This is a genomic window from Martinezella miluonensis, assembly GCF_900094545.1.
Lineage (GTDB): Bacteria > Pseudomonadota > Alphaproteobacteria > Rhizobiales > Rhizobiaceae > Rhizobium > Rhizobium miluonense.
In genome coordinates, this window is the sequence record NZ_FMAH01000062.1 from 1 (window position 1) to 16,441 (window position 16,441).

General features: G+C 59.3%; 17 protein-coding genes. 9 read left to right on the plus strand and 8 right to left on the minus strand.

Annotated elements, in window-relative coordinates; genetic code table 11:
* Nucleotides 1-143 precede the first annotated feature (143 nt).
* Together rpoH and GA0061102_RS29925 are read right to left on the minus strand one after the other, a co-directional pair.
* Nucleotides 144-1,052, minus strand: a complete 909-nt coding sequence (rpoH, locus tag GA0061102_RS29920; RefSeq protein ID WP_092855937.1) for an RNA polymerase sigma factor RpoH — start codon at nt 1,050-1,052, stop codon at nt 144-146.
* A 374-nt stretch (nt 1,053-1,426) separates the two neighbouring features.
* Nucleotides 1,427-2,452: an RluA family pseudouridine synthase gene (locus tag GA0061102_RS29925; protein ID WP_092855938.1), complete on the minus strand. Its 1,026-nt coding sequence runs from the start codon at nt 2,450-2,452 to the stop codon at nt 1,427-1,429.
* Nucleotides 2,453-2,502: 50 nt separating this feature from the next.
* Between GA0061102_RS29925 and GA0061102_RS29930 the strand changes: the two genes are divergently transcribed.
* Nucleotides 2,503-2,880, plus strand: a complete 378-nt coding sequence (locus tag GA0061102_RS29930; protein WP_092855944.1) for a hypothetical protein — start codon at nt 2,503-2,505, stop codon at nt 2,878-2,880.
* 10 nt (nt 2,881-2,890) lie between these two features.
* Nucleotides 2,891-3,721 (plus strand): TrmH family RNA methyltransferase, encoded by an 831-nt coding sequence (locus GA0061102_RS29935; protein WP_092855945.1) that lies wholly within the window; start codon nt 2,891-2,893, stop codon nt 3,719-3,721.
* A gap of 20 nt (nt 3,722-3,741) precedes the next feature.
* Here GA0061102_RS29935 and GA0061102_RS29940 read toward each other — a convergent pair whose 3' ends face one another.
* Nucleotides 3,742-4,950 carry a coiled-coil domain-containing protein gene (locus GA0061102_RS29940; protein WP_092855946.1) on the minus strand — a complete coding sequence of 403 codons (1,209 nt, stop codon included), beginning with the start codon at nt 4,948-4,950 and terminating at the stop codon, nt 3,742-3,744.
* A gap of 185 nt (nt 4,951-5,135) precedes the next feature.
* Nucleotides 5,136-5,747, minus strand: a complete 612-nt coding sequence (locus GA0061102_RS29945; RefSeq protein WP_092855987.1) for a DUF1134 domain-containing protein — start codon at nt 5,745-5,747, stop codon at nt 5,136-5,138.
* A gap of 301 nt (nt 5,748-6,048) precedes the next feature.
* On the opposite strand from GA0061102_RS29945, the gene chpT reads away from it, so the two are divergent.
* Both chpT and GA0061102_RS29955 read left to right on the plus strand, forming a co-directional pair.
* The gene (chpT, locus tag GA0061102_RS29950; RefSeq protein ID WP_092855947.1) at nt 6,049-6,696 is read left to right on the plus strand and encodes a histidine phosphotransferase ChpT; all 648 of its coding nucleotides are present in this window, start codon (nt 6,049-6,051) and stop codon (nt 6,694-6,696) included.
* A 204-nt stretch (nt 6,697-6,900) separates the two neighbouring features.
* A complete protein-coding gene (locus GA0061102_RS29955; RefSeq protein WP_092855948.1) occupies nt 6,901-7,263 on the plus strand; it encodes a response regulator in 363 nt (120 codons plus the stop codon).
* A gap of 138 nt (nt 7,264-7,401) precedes the next feature.
* Here GA0061102_RS29955 and ctrA read toward each other — a convergent pair whose 3' ends face one another.
* Entirely contained in the window at nt 7,402-8,103 is a 702-nt protein-coding gene (gene ctrA / locus GA0061102_RS29960) for a response regulator transcription factor CtrA (RefSeq protein ID WP_004116994.1), read from the minus strand.
* Nucleotides 8,104-8,544: 441 nt separating this feature from the next.
* Between ctrA and GA0061102_RS29965 the strand changes: the two genes are divergently transcribed.
* Nucleotides 8,545-8,901: a flagellar export protein FliJ gene (locus tag GA0061102_RS29965; protein WP_092855950.1), complete on the plus strand. Its 357-nt coding sequence runs from the start codon at nt 8,545-8,547 to the stop codon at nt 8,899-8,901.
* A gap of 232 nt (nt 8,902-9,133) precedes the next feature.
* Here GA0061102_RS29965 and GA0061102_RS29970 read toward each other — a convergent pair whose 3' ends face one another.
* The gene (locus GA0061102_RS29970; protein ID WP_092855952.1) at nt 9,134-9,415 is read right to left on the minus strand and encodes a GNAT family N-acetyltransferase; all 282 of its coding nucleotides are present in this window, start codon (nt 9,413-9,415) and stop codon (nt 9,134-9,136) included.
* Nucleotides 9,416-9,688: 273 nt separating this feature from the next.
* Between GA0061102_RS29970 and GA0061102_RS29975 the strand changes: the two genes are divergently transcribed.
* Nucleotides 9,689-10,153: a GNAT family N-acetyltransferase gene (locus tag GA0061102_RS29975; RefSeq protein WP_092855954.1), complete on the plus strand. Its 465-nt coding sequence runs from the start codon at nt 9,689-9,691 to the stop codon at nt 10,151-10,153.
* A 101-nt stretch (nt 10,154-10,254) separates the two neighbouring features.
* Here the strand turns inward: GA0061102_RS29975 and sciP are convergent, their stop codons facing one another.
* Both sciP and cysQ read right to left on the minus strand, forming a co-directional pair.
* Complete coding sequence (sciP, locus tag GA0061102_RS29980; protein WP_004107124.1) at nt 10,255-10,530, minus strand: CtrA inhibitor SciP; 276 nt, start codon at nt 10,528-10,530, stop codon at nt 10,255-10,257.
* 289 nt (nt 10,531-10,819) lie between these two features.
* Nucleotides 10,820-11,614, minus strand: a complete 795-nt coding sequence (gene cysQ, locus GA0061102_RS29985) for a 3'(2'),5'-bisphosphate nucleotidase CysQ (RefSeq protein WP_092855956.1) — start codon at nt 11,612-11,614, stop codon at nt 10,820-10,822.
* A gap of 324 nt (nt 11,615-11,938) precedes the next feature.
* Between cysQ and GA0061102_RS29990 the strand changes: the two genes are divergently transcribed.
* From GA0061102_RS29990 to GA0061102_RS30000, 3 genes are read left to right on the plus strand one after another with little or no spacing between them, the layout of a single operon-like run.
* Entirely contained in the window at nt 11,939-13,189 is a 1,251-nt protein-coding gene (locus GA0061102_RS29990; RefSeq protein WP_092855957.1) for a sarcosine oxidase subunit beta family protein, read from the plus strand.
* A gap of 13 nt (nt 13,190-13,202) precedes the next feature.
* On the plus strand, nt 13,203-13,481 hold the full coding sequence (locus GA0061102_RS29995) for a sarcosine oxidase subunit delta (RefSeq protein WP_092855958.1): 279 nt from the start codon (nt 13,203-13,205) through the stop codon (nt 13,479-13,481).
* Nucleotides 13,478-16,435, plus strand: coding sequence for a sarcosine oxidase subunit alpha family protein (locus tag GA0061102_RS30000; protein ID WP_092855959.1), 2,958 nt, complete (start codon nt 13,478-13,480; stop codon nt 16,433-16,435). The genes GA0061102_RS29995 and GA0061102_RS30000 overlap by 4 nt, the downstream gene beginning before the upstream one ends.
* Nucleotides 16,436-16,441 lie beyond the last annotated feature (6 nt).

A 16,441-nucleotide genomic window follows, 5' to 3' on the forward strand; every position in this document is an offset into this window, starting at 1 on the left:
CACCATAAACATAACATCAAAACCCGCATAGACCCAGAAACCAAAAGAGGCCCCGGTCAAACCGGAGCCTCCAAACGTTTCCACACAGGCTGCTTCGGGGCCGCCTTTCTTTTTGACTTTTGAAACTTTCCGCGAAGGAGGCGTTAAGCCGTCGCTTCGACGACGCGGAGCGCCTTTGCGCGTTCCAGTGCATCCTTCTGCACGGCTTCCTGAACCTTTTCGAAGGCGCGAACTTCGATCTGGCGGACTCGTTCGCGGCTGATGTCGAATTCGGCCGAGAGGTCTTCCAGCGTTACAGGATCTTCAGCGAGGCGGCGAGCCTCGAAAATGCGACGTTCACGATCATTGAGGACACCCATCGCGCGGGCCAGCATGCGGCGACGCGTGTCGAGTTCGTCTTGTTCGATCAGCACCTCTTCCTGGCTGTCATGATCGTCGACAAGCCAATCCTGCCACTGACCGGAATCGCCTTCGGTAGCCTTGATCGGCGCATTCAGCGAAGCGTCGCCGGAGAGGCGGCGGTTCATCGAAATGACCTCCTCCTCCGAAACGTTCAGCTTGGTCGCGATCTCGGAAACGTGTTCCGGCTTCAGGTCGCCATCATCGATGGCCTGGATACGGCCCTTCAGACGGCGCAGGTTGAAGAACAGGCGCTTCTGGTTGGCAGTCGTGCCCATCTTCACCAGCGACCACGAGCGCAGGATATATTCCTGGATCGAGGCCTTGATCCACCACATGGCATAGGTTGCCAGGCGGAAGCCGCGTTCCGGGTCAAACTTCTTCACGGCCTGCATCAGGCCGACATTGCCTTCCGACACGACTTCGCCGATCGGCAGGCCATAGCCGCGATAGCCCATGGCGATCTTCGCCACAAGGCGCAGATGGCTGGTCACGAGCTTGTGCGCGGCCTGACGGTCGGCATGTTCCGCATAGCGCTTGGCGAGCATGTACTCTTCCTGCGGTTCCAGCATCGGGAACTTGCGGATCTCGTCGAGATAACGATTGAGGCCGGCCTCTCCGGCGGCAATGGACGGTAAGGTATTACGGGCCATGATTGTGCACCCTCCTATTCGAGATTTGGTTCCTTCTGGGGGCGTATTTGCGCGCCTTCTGCGAAGCGAACCAAGGCGTGCGGGTCCGGGGACCCCGCACTCAACCAATGTAAAGATAAGTACGGCGAAACGGTGATTCAAGGATGCAATCACGCAAGTGTTATAGCAGCGTGACCGCGGTCTCGCCGTGACGTCGCCCTTGAGGTTATCCTCCCGAAGGCTCCGGCGCAGTCAGCCTCAACCGTCTCGGCTGTCAAAACGCATCGGCGTTTCCAGCAACAGACGGCGCACCGGATTTCGGTCCTACAATTGATATTATAGGGCGATAGGTCGTATGCGTCCAGCGGAACGTGTTGACCACAAAGGCTTGCGGCTCACACCCGCAAGGCTTCCACCAATTCTTCCATGTCGCCGGGCAGCGGCGCTTCGAAGTGCATGACCTCGCCGGTGCGGGGATGCTCGAATTGCAGCATGTAGGCATGGAGCGCCTGGCGGGTGAAGCGATTGACGAGCTGCTTGGCCGGCTCCGGCAAGAGATTGGCCTTGGTCTTGAAGCCACCGCCATAGACGGCGTCCCCCAAGAGCGGGTGACCGATATGCGCCATGTGCACGCGGATCTGATGCGTCCGGCCCGTTTCGAGATGGCAATCGACCAGCGAGGCGAGCGCGGTTGCGTCAGGTCCTTCGTGGAAGCGCTCCAGGACCTCGTAATGCGTGATCGCTTCGTCGGCATCCTGAGAGGTGGGGCGCTTGACCGCGCGCCGGGTGCGGTCCGTGCTCGAGCGTCCGAGCGGCGCATCGATGGTGCCGATGAGCTGGCGGGGGCGCCCCCAGACGATCGCTTGATAGGCGCGTTCCAGCGATGTCGTTCTGCCGTGATCGGCAAACTGCAGCGACAGGTGACGGTGGGCGACATCGTTCTTGGCGACGACCATGACGCCGGTCGTATCCTTGTCGAGCCGATGGACGATGCCCGGCCGGCGCACGCCGCCGATGCCGGAAAGGCTGTCGCCGCAGTGGTGGATCAGCGCGTTGACCAGCGTGCCCGTCCAATTGCCGGCGGCGGGATGGACGACAAGCCCGGCAGGTTTGGCGATGACGATGATGTCCTCGTCCTCGTAAAGCACGTCGAGGGGAATATCCTCGCCCTGTGGAGTCGGATCCTCGGGCTCGGGCAGCGTGATCTCATAGGTGTCGCTGGGCCGTACCTTGCGCTTGGCGTCGGTGACCGCTTCGCCATTGAGCAGCACGGCACCTTCCTTGATCATCGCCTGGATGCGGTTGCGGGAGAATTCCTTGCCGAACTGCGCGGTCAGCCACGCATCCAGCCGCCCTTCGGCGCTTTCGTCGGCGGTTAGGACTTTTCTATTGTCCGCGGCTTCTTTAAAGGGGTCGCTCAAACGTATTTCTCCGGCGCTCCAAGGCGCTCTCAATCAGCAAGGATGCATCGATGACGAATCTCGAGCCAGACGATCAAGAGGAAAAGCCCCTCGATCCGGCCCTGGAGAAAGTCCGACGCAAGATGATCCGCCTGCAGATCGTCTCCGCGGCTGTCATGGTGGTGAGCCTTATGGCTGTCTTCGGCGCCGTTGTCTACAAGACGATGAAGCAACCGGCAAAGCCGGCGGGCCAGGCGGCCTCCAATATTCCCTCGGATGCCCCGGCTGCCGTGACGGCCCTGCTGCCGGCGGGCTTTGCCGTTCAGTCTACGGCCCTGTCGGGAAATCAGGTGCTGTTCTACGGCACGCTCGCCAACGGTCAGCGGCAGGCCATCGTCTTCGACTATGGCATTGGCCGCATCGTGGCGACCATATCCCTGTCGAACTGACGGCCTTTCGATGACGAGCGGCCGGCTCATCGAGATCACGCATCCCGACGATCCCCGTATCGCCGAGTTCCGGGATATCCGCGAGCGTGACCTGACCGGGCGCGAAAACCGCTTCATCGCCGAGGGCACTGTCGTGTTGCGGCTCCTTGCCGGAGCGCATGCGGCGGAGGGGGATTTCGCCGCGGAGAAGGTACTGCTGCTCAGAAACCGCGTTTCCGGGCTGAGCGACATCATCGGGGCCCTCCCGGCCGATGTTCCGATCTACGTCGCGACGGCGGAGGTGCTCGATGGAATTGTCGGCTTTCATCTGCATCGCGGCGTCCTGGCGCTTGGCCGCCGGAAGGCGGAAACCGAACTCGGCGCCTTTCTCGACCGCCTGCCGCGACAGGCGCTCGTGCTTGCCGGCTGCGGTATCTCAAATCATGACAATATGGGCTCGATGTTTCGCAACGCGGCGGCCTTCGGAGCCGATGCGGTGCTGCTCGACGAGAGCTGCTGCGACCCGCTCTATCGCAAGGCGCTGCGTGTCTCGGTCGGTTCCATTTTGACCGTACCCTATTGCCGGCGGTCGAGCGACCGCGACTTGCTTTCGGCGATGGCCGATCGCGGTTTTGCGATCTGGAGCCTGTCTCCCAACGGCAAAGTGGATATTCGCGATGTTCCGGCCTCGGAGCGCATTGCGCTTGTCGTCGGCACGGAAGGGGATGGGCTGCCTCAGGACATCCTGTCCAGATTCGGCAGCCTGCGCATCCCGCAGGCTCCGGGGCTCGACAGTCTCAATGTCGCGACCGCAAGCGGCATTGCGCTTTTCGAGATGGCTGCGCGGATCAAGCGGATTTAAGGGCGATAGCTTCCCGCCGGCTAGGGATGCTTCGGCAGCAATGCCGCCACGCGGTCGGCAAGGCTGGTGCGCGAACCGGCTTCTGCAGAATTCTTATCCCCCGAGTTCCTATCTCCGGACAGAAGATCGAGGATGGGCGAGCTGTTGCCTTCCTTGAGCGCCGTCAGCGCCACCATGTTGGCGGCGATGGTGGCGATTTCCTCGCGTATGGCTTCCTCATGCGCCGGCGAGCGCGCTTTCAGCAGGCGGTCCGAAAGGGCTGCGGCCCGGTTGCGGACCTCTTCCGTCATGTGCGCGATGTCATCTTCCACTGTTCGTTCCGGTGCGGCTGCGTTTGTTTGACCGTCGGCTGTATCCTTGATGATCGGGATAGCAGACAATTTTGGCGTTTTTGTCGACTTCTTTGGGGGGGTAATGCCGGCGGCGCGCAGAACCTTGCTGGCTTCTCTCGATTCCTTTACGGCCGCCTCAAGGCGTTCTTTCAGGCGCGCAATGTCCTGAGTGCGCCGGGCGATCGCAGTTTCCTTGTCGGCGCTGCTGGCGATCTCGCGATCCAGCCGTTGTTCCAGCCGCTTGTTCTTGTCATTTTCCTGGCGAAGCGACTGTTCGGCGTCTGCCGCGCGCAGGCTGGCGGCGCTCAGATCCTGGCGAAGCGTTTCGCGTTCGTCCCGCAATGCATTATTGCGAAGCTTCAGGCTCTCGATTTCGGTTTCGCGTGTTGCAAGATCGATCTTGAGATTATCCGCATCGGCGGCCATTTTCGTCATGCGCTTGCGCAGGCCGTCGATATCGGCCTCCTTTTCCGCGCTAGCCTGCTCTGCGGCATGAATGCCTGATTTGAGCTGGCTGATATAGCTTTCTTCACGCCGCAGGCGCGAGCGCAGTTCGCCCGCTTCCACTTCGAGATCATCGATGCGCGTTTGCAGCTCGGTGTTGCCGCTGACAAGGCGGCTTGCCTCCTGCTGCAGCTTGCCATTGTGGATCTGCAGCGTGACGGTCTTGTCGCGCTCCTGCGTGAGAGCCTGCTCTGTTCTGGCGTTCTCGGCAGCAAAGAGGGCGCGTGCCATATCTTTCTGCGCCCGCACCTCCTGCGGACTCAGGGGCATGGTCGCTTTCAGGCGCTTTTCGGTGAACCAGACGATGCGGCGATGGATTGCCGGCGCGATGAGAAAGACCAGAAGCGCGGCTGTCAGAAAGCCCAATCCGAACAATAGAGCAAATTGAATCACGACGCGGCCAGTATCCTGGGGTTATTTTCGATCTCTGTGAAATGAATAATCATGGGCTGGGGATGCGGGCAAGCGTTTAAATCGGATATGGTTTACCGGCGAGGGCCGGATTTACTGAAAGAAAAAGCCCGCAATCCGAGCGGGCCAAAGCAGGTGCTGCCTGGGAGGAGATGTTAAAAGCGGGCTCAGAAGGGGTTCCAGGTCGGATTGGGCGTGACCTTCAGGTAACCCATGTTGACGCCGAGGCGTGCGCCAAGGCCGGTGCGGATCGGAACAAGGACGATATTGTTGTTCTTCAGCACGGTCATGCCGAAGCCTGCCACCACGAAGGCCTGGCCGCTGACGCCGCCGAAGCGGGTGTAGACGCTGTCGATGCTCGGCAGATCGTAGACCAGCATCATGACGCGCGTGCCCTGGCCGCCATAGTCGAAGCCGAGCGACGGGCCTTGCCAGTAAAGCGAATGCTCGCCGGCGTTCTTGGTGTTCAGCTGTCCTTCACCGTAGGTCAAACCGGCAAGAAAGGCGCCTGAACCTTCCTGGCCAAGAATGTAGCCATTCGGCAGGCCATATTGCTGGAAGGCCCGCTCGACCACCTTGGCGAGGCCGCCGCTGGTGGAGCCGAAGAAGGAATGGCCGGCATCGACGATTTCCTGCGCCGAATAGTGATTGCCTGGCGCAGCCGCGGCCTGACGGACCGGCAATGCGAAACTCACGAATGCAGCAATGGCCAGTATCAGGCCGAGGCCAAGCATCCTGGTGCCGGGGCTTGGCATTCTCTTCAGGAATTCATAGCGCATGAAAGTCATCCGTTCATCATGGTCGGGGCGATAGGGGACGGATGCGGAGCACATTCGCTAGAACGCGCCCCATACGGTTCGCCCCCTCCAGCAGATCCTTTTGCCCATCTATCGCAGGGCGATTCGCGTGCGAAAGGATCAGATGGTGATGAATGCATTTTGCGTCGATGGTCTTAACAATCGGTTTACCAAATATGGTGTCATTATGGCGCGCGGTACACCGGCTGTGACAATCCTCGGGCAACCTTACCGTGCCAACGTAGAGTCACGTTTCGCCTTGCAAGCATTCAGGAGACAATGAATGTCGAAGAATCCAAACCTCACTCTGACCGGACCAGATCTGGCCGCGCTGCTGTGCAGCCGCGTCTGCCATGATGTGATCTCGCCGGTCGGGGCGATCAACAATGGCCTGGAGCTGCTCGACGAGGGTGGTGCCGATGCCGATGCCATGGATCTGATCCGCACTAGCGCACTGAATGCTTCGGTTCGCCTTAAGTTCGCGCGCCTTGCCTTCGGCGCATCCGGCTCGGTCGGCGCATCGATCGATACCGGCGAGGCTGAACGGGCCGCGAAGGATTTCGCCGCTGCCGAAAAGAAGACCGAGGTCAGCTGGGTTGGCCCGCGCGCCATTATCGCGAAGAACCGGGTCAAGCTGCTGCTCAACCTTTTCCTGGTCGCGTATGGTGCGATCCCGCGTGGCGGCAATATCGAAGTAACGCTGGAAAATCCCGAATTTGACGCCAAGTTCACCATCACCGCCAAGGGGCGGCTGATGCGTGTACCGCCGAAATTCGCCGAGATTTGTTCCGGCACCCTGGAAGAGGCGGTCGATGCCCATTCGATCCAGCCTTATTACACGGTGCTTCTTGCGGAAGAGAGCGGCATGGAGCTCTCCTACAATGCGACGCCGGAAGTACTGACCTTTATCGCCGAGATACCGGCCGAATAGACGGATTTCGGTCTTTACCATTCTCTGGCCCGCAGCCATCCCATGGTCGCGGGCTTATTTTTTCGTGTGCCGTCATTGCCAGGAAATCTTATGGTTGTCCGAGCAATTGATAATGTAGCGGTAACGAATCCTTAGCATGCTGGTCCTATCGTTCCAATTTGATGTCGCCGCTCCGACAACGGCGATTGGTGCAGGGAGTTCTAGATGCAGCGGTTCATGATAACGGATGCTTCGGATGTCGTACGCAAGGTCGGCAAACGGATCCTGTCCGAGCTGGATTTCCTCGTGAGCGAAGCCGGCGACGCCCGTGAAGCGCTGGCGCACTGCCAGGTCGAGATCCCGGACTATCTGATCGTCGATGCCGGCATGGAAGGGGCGCTCGATCTCATTACCAATATCCGCGCCATGCCGAACGGCAAGGACGTGAAGATCTATTACTGCGTCGTCGAAGCGGACCTGCGCAAGCTGATGGCCGGAAAGCGGGCTGGCGCCACGGACTTTCTGCTGAAGCCCTTCGACCGCAAGATCCTGACGGCCATATTCGGCAATCGCGCCGTCGCCGCCTGATTTCGCCGAACATTCTTGAAGTAATGCCGGCCGTCCTGTTGGGCGGCTTTTATTTTGGGCTGTTCACACAAAAAGAAAATCCCGCCAAACGAGGCGGGATTTCAGAGCTTTTGGCGGTATTTGGCGGGGGATGCGGGTTTAAGCGCTTTCGGCGAAATCGTTGCTGTCGGGCTCGCGCAGCACGTAGCCGCGGCCCCAAACGGTTTCGATATAGTTGGCGCCGCCGGCTGCATTGGCGAGCTTCTTGCGCAGCTTACAAATGAAGACGTCGATGATCTTCAGTTCAGGCTCGTCCATGCCGCCATAGAGGTGGTTGAGGAACATTTCCTTGGTGAGCGTCGTGCCCTTGCGCAGCGAGAGCAGCTCCAGCATCTGGTATTCCTTGCCGGTCAGATGCACGCGCTGGCCGCCGACTTCGACGGTCTTGGCGTCGAGGTTGACAATGAGCTCGCCGGTCATGATCACCGACTGGGCATGGCCCTTGGAACGGCGGACGATAGCGTGAATGCGGGCGACCAGCTCGTCCTTGTGGAAGGGCTTGGTCATATAGTCGTCGGCGCCGAAGCCGAGGCCGCGAACCTTGTCCTCGATGCCGGCCATGCCGGAGAGGATGAGGATCGGCGTCTTGACCTTCGAAAGGCGCAGGGTGCGCAGCACTTCGTAGCCGGACATATCGGGAAGATTGAGATCCAGAAGGATGATGTCGTAGTCGTAAAGTTTTCCGAGATCGACGCCTTCTTCACCGAGATCGGTGGTATAGACGTTGAAACTTTCGGATTTGAGCATCAGTTCGATGCTCTGCGCCGTCGCGCTGTCGTCTTCAATGAGTAGAACCCGCATAATTGTCCCCTTTACCGCCGCCGAAAGGTCGTCAGCCCCCTTACGCGATACCGATCAAATCACTGCTTGATTTGGAAGCTGCCATGCAATGGTTAACAAATTCTGATTCACTCTGGCAAGTCGTATCGAATTTATTAAATAATTTTTCCATTGCACTGTTTTCCAACGACAATCAGTAAAATCGACTCCTAAAGTATCGCGTGAGGAACTCACGCCAAGTGATTCATCTGACTCATCAATGCCAACATGTCGAATTCCGACCTCAGCATTTACCGAGCCTTAAATCATTGCGCCTATCATTAACGATGCCCGTAAACGAAAGGTTACCAGCGGTAGGCTTTTATTAATATCGCTGGAAATTTTTTTAACCAAGCCGTCTCAAAGCGGCTCGGCGGGTGAGAATACCGAGAGCCGGGGTCTCGCATCACGGGAGTAATGCGTATGAAGTCACGTGAGAGCCTAGTTCGCCTGAAAGAGTTTCAGGTGAACGAAAAACGCCGTCAGCTGCAGCAGTTGCAGATGATGATGGCGGAATTTGACCGCATGACAAAGGATCTGGAGAGCCAGATCGTGCTGGAAGAGAAAAAGTCCGGTATTTCCGACCCTAACCACTTTGCTTACCCGACCTTTGCCAAGGCCGCCCGCCAGCGTGCGGACAACCTGCAGGTGTCGATCCGTGAGCTGCAGGTTCAGGAAGAAACGTTGGAAAGCTCGCTTGAGGAAATGCAGGCCGAGTATGCCAAGGCCGCTGCGCTCGAGGAGCGTGATGGTTCTGGCCCGGCAAGGGCACGCGCCTGAGGTCATAAACCCGTCGTCCTCTTTCGATCCACGCGTCATTCCATTCCGATACGGGGCTTATTGCCGGAAGGTGCGGGAGTTGACGGAAACGACACAAAAGCCGCGCATGACCGGCCGCGACAGGGCCGGTCATGCGCGGCTTTTTGTATTTGCAGACTACGGCCGGCCGAAAGGGCCGGTATCGGCGCGTCCGGCTACCGGCTCGATATGGTATTCTTTTCGTGATCTATACTTACAGGTTAACGACGTCGCGCCAATCGTCGTGACGCAGCGCCTGTGCCTTGAAAAACGGGCAGAGTGGGATGATCTTCCAGCCGCCACGGCGGGCTTCTTCAACCGCATGAAGGGCCAACGCCTGTCCAACTCCCTTGCCGCGCAAGGCATCCGGCACGCCGGTATGATCGACGATGATCAGCTTTGGGGAGGTGCGGGAAAACGTCATTTCCGCCTCGTGACCTTCGACAGTTGCGACATAGCGGCCGCCGGATGCGTTGTTTTCGTTGCGGATTTCCATGGTTCATTTCCCTGATTGCGGCTGATGCGGCAAGGATCGCATGCGCTCCGCCATCTGCCAACTATCGAGATTGTTAACGGATCGTCTCTCTTCAAATCGCCGTTGATATGCGGTGGCTTTGTGAGAGGTTTCGGACAAGGACTGCAGTAGTCGATGTCTAGAGCATTTCCAGGAAAAGTGCGTAGCGGTTTTCCGTCCGGAATGCGTAAAGAAAGAAGAAGATAGAGCGTTTTCGCGATTTGAAGAAAAGCGGAAATGCTCTAAAGGCGGCCAATGGCTTTTTATGTTCAACGGGAAAGCTCGCGACAAGCCGAAGTTGAGGCCCTCCTTCGTCAGTCGGATCAGATTGCAGCACGGCTCTATCCGGGCGAATTCCGCCGGCCGCTCAACGTGGAAGCATTGGATGCACCTCACATTTCCGTCCTTGTCGCCCGTAATGAAGACCTCGTGGCGGTTGGGTGCTGCTCTCTTTTCGACAGCGGCGATGGTACGATTGAATTGAAACGTATGATTGTAGATCAGAGTTTCAGAGAGCGCGGAGTAGGGGCGGCTCTCTTGAGCGCCGCGGAAACGACCGCTCGCGCCAACGGCATTCATTTGATCAGAATGGAAGTCGGTATCAGAAACACAGACGGCCAAGCTCTTCATCGCAAGGCGGGTTATAAGGAGAGTGCGCCGTTTGGTTCCTATGCGCCTTCGCCGATAAGCCTGCTCTTCGAAAAGGACATCGGGACGTGAACTCGAGCTTTAGCGCCCTTCCGCCCAATAGTTCGGGCCTCAGTCCCGCTTGGGAAAAGAGGCCCGAATAAAAGTTCAGAAAATTGGTGCTGTCGCTGCGGTCAGTGGCGATACTGCTGTATACGCGTCGTCCGGAGGCCGGCAAGGCCATGAGTATTAATGGACGACTGCCAGGAGAGGAATTCCTCGACAGTCAAAGTATAACGTTCGCAGGCTTCTTCCAAGCTGAGTAGACCACCACGCACTGCGGCGACAACCTCTGCCTTGCGACGAATGACCCAGCGGCGCGTATTCGGCGGCGGAAGGTCGGCTATCGTCAGCGGGCTGCCATCGGGGCCGATGACATACTTCACTCGGGGACGTATCATTTCGGTCATTGGACTCTCTACACACACTCAAGACCACAAGTGGCACTCTAGCTTGCCACATTTAAAAATTGCCTAAGCACATGGTAAGACTTTGCTAATAATTTTAATGATTGTGGCGGCGGCTGATTTGCTTCGCGCGCAGCCGGATGAAATGCCCGATCTTTCGCGCCATTTGGCGGCACGAGATCATAATCCTATTAGTTTTCGTCAGTAAAAACTTACGCTTCTCGAGTCGATATACTTGAAGCGGATGGCCTTGCCCGGCCCGATGGAGAGCTGTCTTTCGCGAGAAGCAGCCCTATGCGTGTAGGCTGTTTTTCTTTCCGCCCCAGCAGACGAAACTCGGATTGGCGAAGTCGCAGTCTTCGCTTTGGTTGGTTTTGCCGTAAGTCAGAAGATCGCCTTCCGTTGTTACGGTGACACCACCGGCGGCACGCAGCACGGCGTCGCCGGCTGCGGTGTCCCACTCCATGGTGCGGGCAAAGCGCGGATAGACATCGGCTTTGCCTTCGGCGAGCAGACAGAATTTCAGCGATGAGCCAATCGAGGTGCAGGCGGAAATCGGATTGCCGGTCAGGAAGCTTTCGGTCTTCTCGTTGCTGTGACAACGGCTGGCAAGCGCAGTCATCTTAGCAGGCCGTTCGCGCACGGCGATCGTCAGGCGGTCGGCAACGGCAAAATGCTCATCGACGATCAGCTTGCGGGCTTTGCCGGGCTCACCGGTGAAGGCAATCCCAAGTGCGGGGGCATAGACGATGCCGGCAACGGGAATGCCGTTGACGATATAGGCAATGTTGACGGTGAATTCGTCGCGATGCTCGATGAATTCACGCGTGCCATCAAGCGGATCGACCAGGAAGAAGGGCCGGCCGCGAATATCTGGAATCTTGCCGGCGGAGACGGATTCTTCCGCGATTGCCGGAACATCGGGGAAGTCACGCGCCAGATGCTCGAGAATGATATGCTCGGCGCGCTCGTCGGCCAGGGTGACCGGGCTCATATCCTGCTTGAGGGCAACGGCATAGCCGGCGCGGTAGACCTCCAATATGGCCTTTCCCGCCTCGAGTGCCGCCATTTCAAATGTTGCGAGCATTTGTCTGTTCGTCTTCCGCGCCGCGTTCGCGCTTAAAGTGTCCGGACATTATAGATAGGAAGTCGCAAACACAGAGTTTAGAGGCAGGATGATCTGGCTCCCTATGCCTTAGCGCCAGGACAAAGCTTTCGCAACAAGGCTCTGCATGGTGGACCGTCGTTAAACCCGCCGAGCAGCGTGCGTGTCGTTTGAGAGACAATCGCTCGCCCCTCGTGCGCATTCGGAAAAGAACATGTTCTGTTTGCGAATCTTTTTCGTCCTTACGGGACTTGTCGTTTTTATTGCATATGCGAATGTGCGGCCGGGTAGCATCGGGATGAATGCATGCGATATTCGGCATATCAGCTTCTAAAACAGGCGTTTTCAGGCAATCGTCATTGGCAGCCGGTGTGGCGGACGCCGGAACCGAAACCGCATTATGACGTGATCATTGTCGGCGGCGGCGGGCACGGGCTGGCGACGGCCTATTATCTCGCCAAGGAATTCGGCATCACCAATGTCGCGGTGCTGGAAAAGAGCTACATCGGCTCCGGCAATGTCGGGCGCAACACGACGATCATCCGTTCCAATTATCTGCTGCCGGGCAATGAGCCCTTCTACGAGTTCTCAATGAAGCTCTGGGAAGGTCTTGAGCAGGACTTCAACTACAATGCGATGGTTTCGCAACGCGGCATCGTCAATCTGTTCCATTCAGATGGCCAGCGCGATGCCTATGCCAGGCGCGGCAATGCCATGCGCATGCACGGCGTCGATGCTGAGCTGCTCAATCGCGAGCAGGTTCGCCGAATGATGCCCTACCTGAATTTCGACCATGCGCGCTTTCCCATCCTCGGAGGCCTTCTGCAGCGGCGCGGCGGCACGGCGCGGCACGATGCAGTCGCCTGGGGCTATGCGCGTGGCGCGGACAGCCGCGGCGTCGATCTCATCCAGCAATGCGAGGTGATCGGCATCCGCCGCGAAAACGGCATCGTGACCGGCGTCGAAACCAATCGCGGTTTCATCGGCTGCAACAAGCTGGCACTTGCGGCTGCCGGCCACACCTCGATCCTCGGCAACATGGCCGATCTTGAGCTGCCGATCGAAACGCATGTTCTGCAGGCCTTCGTTTCTGAAGGGCTGAAGCCCGTCATCGACAATGTCATTACCTACGGCGCGGGACACTTCTATATCTCGCAGTCGGATAAGGGCGGTTTGGTCTTCGGCGCCGATATAGATTACTACAGCTCCTATGCCCAGCGCGGCAATCTGGCCACCGTCGAGCATACGATGGAGGAGGGCGTTTCGCTCATTCCCGGCCTGTCGCGCGTCCGCGTGCTGCGTGCCTGGGGCGGCGTCATGGATATGAGCATGGACGGCTCGCCGATCATCGATCGCACCCCGATCGAGAATCTGTATCTGAACTGCGGCTGGAACTATGGCGGCTTCAAAGCGACGCCGGCCTCGGGCTTCTGCTTCGCGCATCTGATCGCCAAGGGCGAGAGCCACGATGTCAGCCGCCTTCTGCGTCTTGACCGCTTCGAGCGCGGCTTTGCGATCGACGAAAGCGGCAAGGGTCCGCAGCCGAACCTGCATTGAGGGCACAATACCAATGGCAAGCTTGATCAACTGCCCGCATTGCGGCGTGCGACCCAAGGAAGAATTTTCGATTCGTGGTGCGGCTTCCGTCGTTCGTCCGGCGCCGACCGCACCGGATGAGGACTGGAACCGCTACGTCTTTATCCGCGACAACGAGCGCGGCCGGATACAGGAATATTGGCACCATGGCGCGGGGTGCCGTCGCTGGCTGGTCGTCGACCGCAGCAATATCACCCACGAGGTCTTTTCCATTGCCGATGCCGAAGATAAGGCGAAGGAGGCGGCACGATGACTGCTTATCGTCTGTCGACCGGCGGTCTCGTCAATCGCAGTCGCCCGCTTTCCTTCAAATTCGACGGCAGGGAAATGAGGGGGCTGGAAGGCGATACGCTCGCCGCCGCTCTCCTCGCCAATGATCAGCTGCTGGTCGGGCGCAGCTTCAAATATCACCGGCCGCGCGGCATTCTGACGGCGGGTTCGGCTGAGCCCAATGCGCTCGTCACTATCGGCAACGACGGCCGCACCGAGCCGAATACGCGCGCCACCGTCGCGGAACTCTATCAGGGCATGAGCGCCGTCAGCCAGAACCGCTGGCCGTTGCTGAAATACGATCTGGGCTCGGTCAACGGCTTGCTCTCGCCTTTCCTCGGTGCAGGCTTCTACTACAAGACCTTCATGTGGCCGGCTGCCTTCTGGGAGAAGGTCTATGAGCCGCTGATTCGGCGTGCCGCCGGTCTCGGCAAGGCGGTCATGCAGGCGGATCCAGACCGCTACGAGAAGGCATGGGCGCATTGCGACCTGCTTGTTATCGGATCGGGGCCCGCAGGATTGATGGCGGCTCTGACCGCTGCTCGCGCGGGTCTGCGCGTCGTGTTGGCCGATGAAGGTTTTCGCCTTGGCGGGTCGCTACTCTCGGAAAGACTTTCGATCGGGCGCGCGCCGGCCGATGCCTTCGTTCAGGCGACGCTGGACGAGCTGCAGAATTTCGAAAACGTCACGCAAATGCCGCGCACGACCGTGTTCGGCTGGTATGACGGCAATGTTTTCGGTGCTGTCGAGAAAGTGCAGAAGCATGTGGCGATGCCGTCGCCCGATCTGCCGGTCGAGCGGCTCTGGCGCATCGCAGCCAAGCGCGCCATCCTCGCTTCGGGCGCCGAAGAGCGGCCGCTGGTGTTCGGCGGGAACGATCGTCCCGGCGTCATGATGGCCGGCGCCATGCGCAGCTATCTCAATCGCTATGGTGTTGTTGCCGGGCAGAAGGTGGCGGTCTTTACAAATGGCGGTTCCGGCTACCGCACGGCCACCGATCTGGCAGCTGCGGGTGCTGAGATTTCGGCGATCCTCGATACGCGCGCCGCATCCACCGACGCTGCTCCTCAGGGTGTCCGCGTGGTTCATGCGGCAAGCGTCCATGCGACCAAGGGCAAGCATCGCATCAGCGGCGTCATCGCCGATCGCGGCGGCCTGGATGAACTGATTTCTTGCGACGCGCTTGCCATGTCGGGCGGCTGGTCGCCGATCATCCATCTCGCCTGCCAGCGGGGCGCCAAGCCGGTATGGTCGGATGAAAAGCAGGCGTTCATGGCGCCGCTCGTCGGTGGCGAGCTGGAGATTGCCGGCTCGGCCGCGGGGATCGAGAGCGTTTCCGGTTGTCTGGCCGATGGCGCGGAAAAGGCGCGGCTGGTCGTCGAAAGCTTAGGCCGTACGGCGCATATGGCAGATCTGCCTGAAGTCGAGGGCGAATACGATCCATCCTTTGCGGCGATCTGGCATGTGCCGGGCGCGAAGGACAAGGCATTCGTCGACTTCCAGAACGATGTCCACGCGAAGGATCTCGGCCTTGCCCTGCGTGAAGGATTTGGCCATGTGGAGCATGCCAAGCGCTATACGACGAGCGGCATGGCGACGGACCAGGGCAAGCTTGGCAACGTCAACGCCGCCGGCATTATCGCGGGTATGCGCGGCGTCAGTCCCGCCGCTGTCGGCACGACGACATTCAGGCCGTTTTACACCCCCGTTTCCTTCGGCACGCTGGCGGGAACAGCGCGCGACAAGCATGCGCAGCCGGTCAGGGAATCGCCGCTGCATGGCTGGGCAAAGAAGAATGGCGCGACCTTCGTCGAGGCCGGCCTCTGGTATCGCTCGTCCTGGTTTGCCCGGCCGGGCGAGAAGGGCTGGCGCGACAGTGTCGACCGCGAGGTGCTGAACGTGCGCAACAACGTCGGGCTTTGTGATGTGTCGACACTCGGCAAGATCGAGGTCTTCGGCAAGGATGTGGCGGAGTTTCTCAGTCGGCTCTACTCCAATGCCTTCCTGAAGCTGCCGGTCGGCAAAGCACGCTATGGATTGATGCTGCGCGAGGACGGCATGGTCTTCGACGACGGAACGACGAGCCGGCTGACGCCGGATCATTTCTTCATGACGACCACGACGGCGATGGCCGGCGAGGTGATGACGCATATGGAGTTCTGCGCGCAGACGCTTTGGCCGCAGCTTGACGTTCGCTTCGTTTCCTCATCCGACCAATGGGCGCAGATGGCGATCGCCGGCCCGAAGGCACGGCTGGTACTGGAGCAGATCGTCGAGGATGATATTTCCGATTCCTTCTTCCCGTTCCTTGCGGCTGCCGAAGTCATGCTGAAGGGCGGCGTGAGGGCGCGTTTGTTCCGTATCTCCTTCTCGGGCGAACTCGCCTACGAGCTTGCGGTTCCGGCCGGTTATGGCGAGGCGGTGGCGGATGCGATCATGGAAGCGGGCAAGGCGCACAGCATCTGTGCCTATGGTGTCGAAGCTCTCAACGTGCTGCGCATCGAGAAGGGCCATGTCACTCACAGCGAGCTGGATGGCCGCACGACACCAGACGATGTAGGCCTTGGCCGGATGATGTCGACGCAGAAGCCGGATTTCATCGGCAAGAGATTGTCCACGCGCTTCGGTCTGACCGCCGCCGATCGCGGGCAGCTCGTGGGGCTGAAGCCGCTCGACACGACGAAGGAGATCCTCGCCGGCGCGCATCTTCTGAAGGAAGGTGCAAGGCCGTCGACCGTGAACGATCAGGGTCATGTTTCTTCAGCCTGCTTCTCGCCGGTTCTCGGTCATTCCATCGCGCTGGCATTTCTGAAGTCGGGCCGTGAGCGGATTGGCGAGCATGTGGTCGTTTGGGACGGGCTGCGCGGCGACGAGGTGCCGGCGGAGGTTTGTAATCCTGTCTTCGTCGATCCTGACAACAAGAAGCTTCTCGGGTGAGGGATT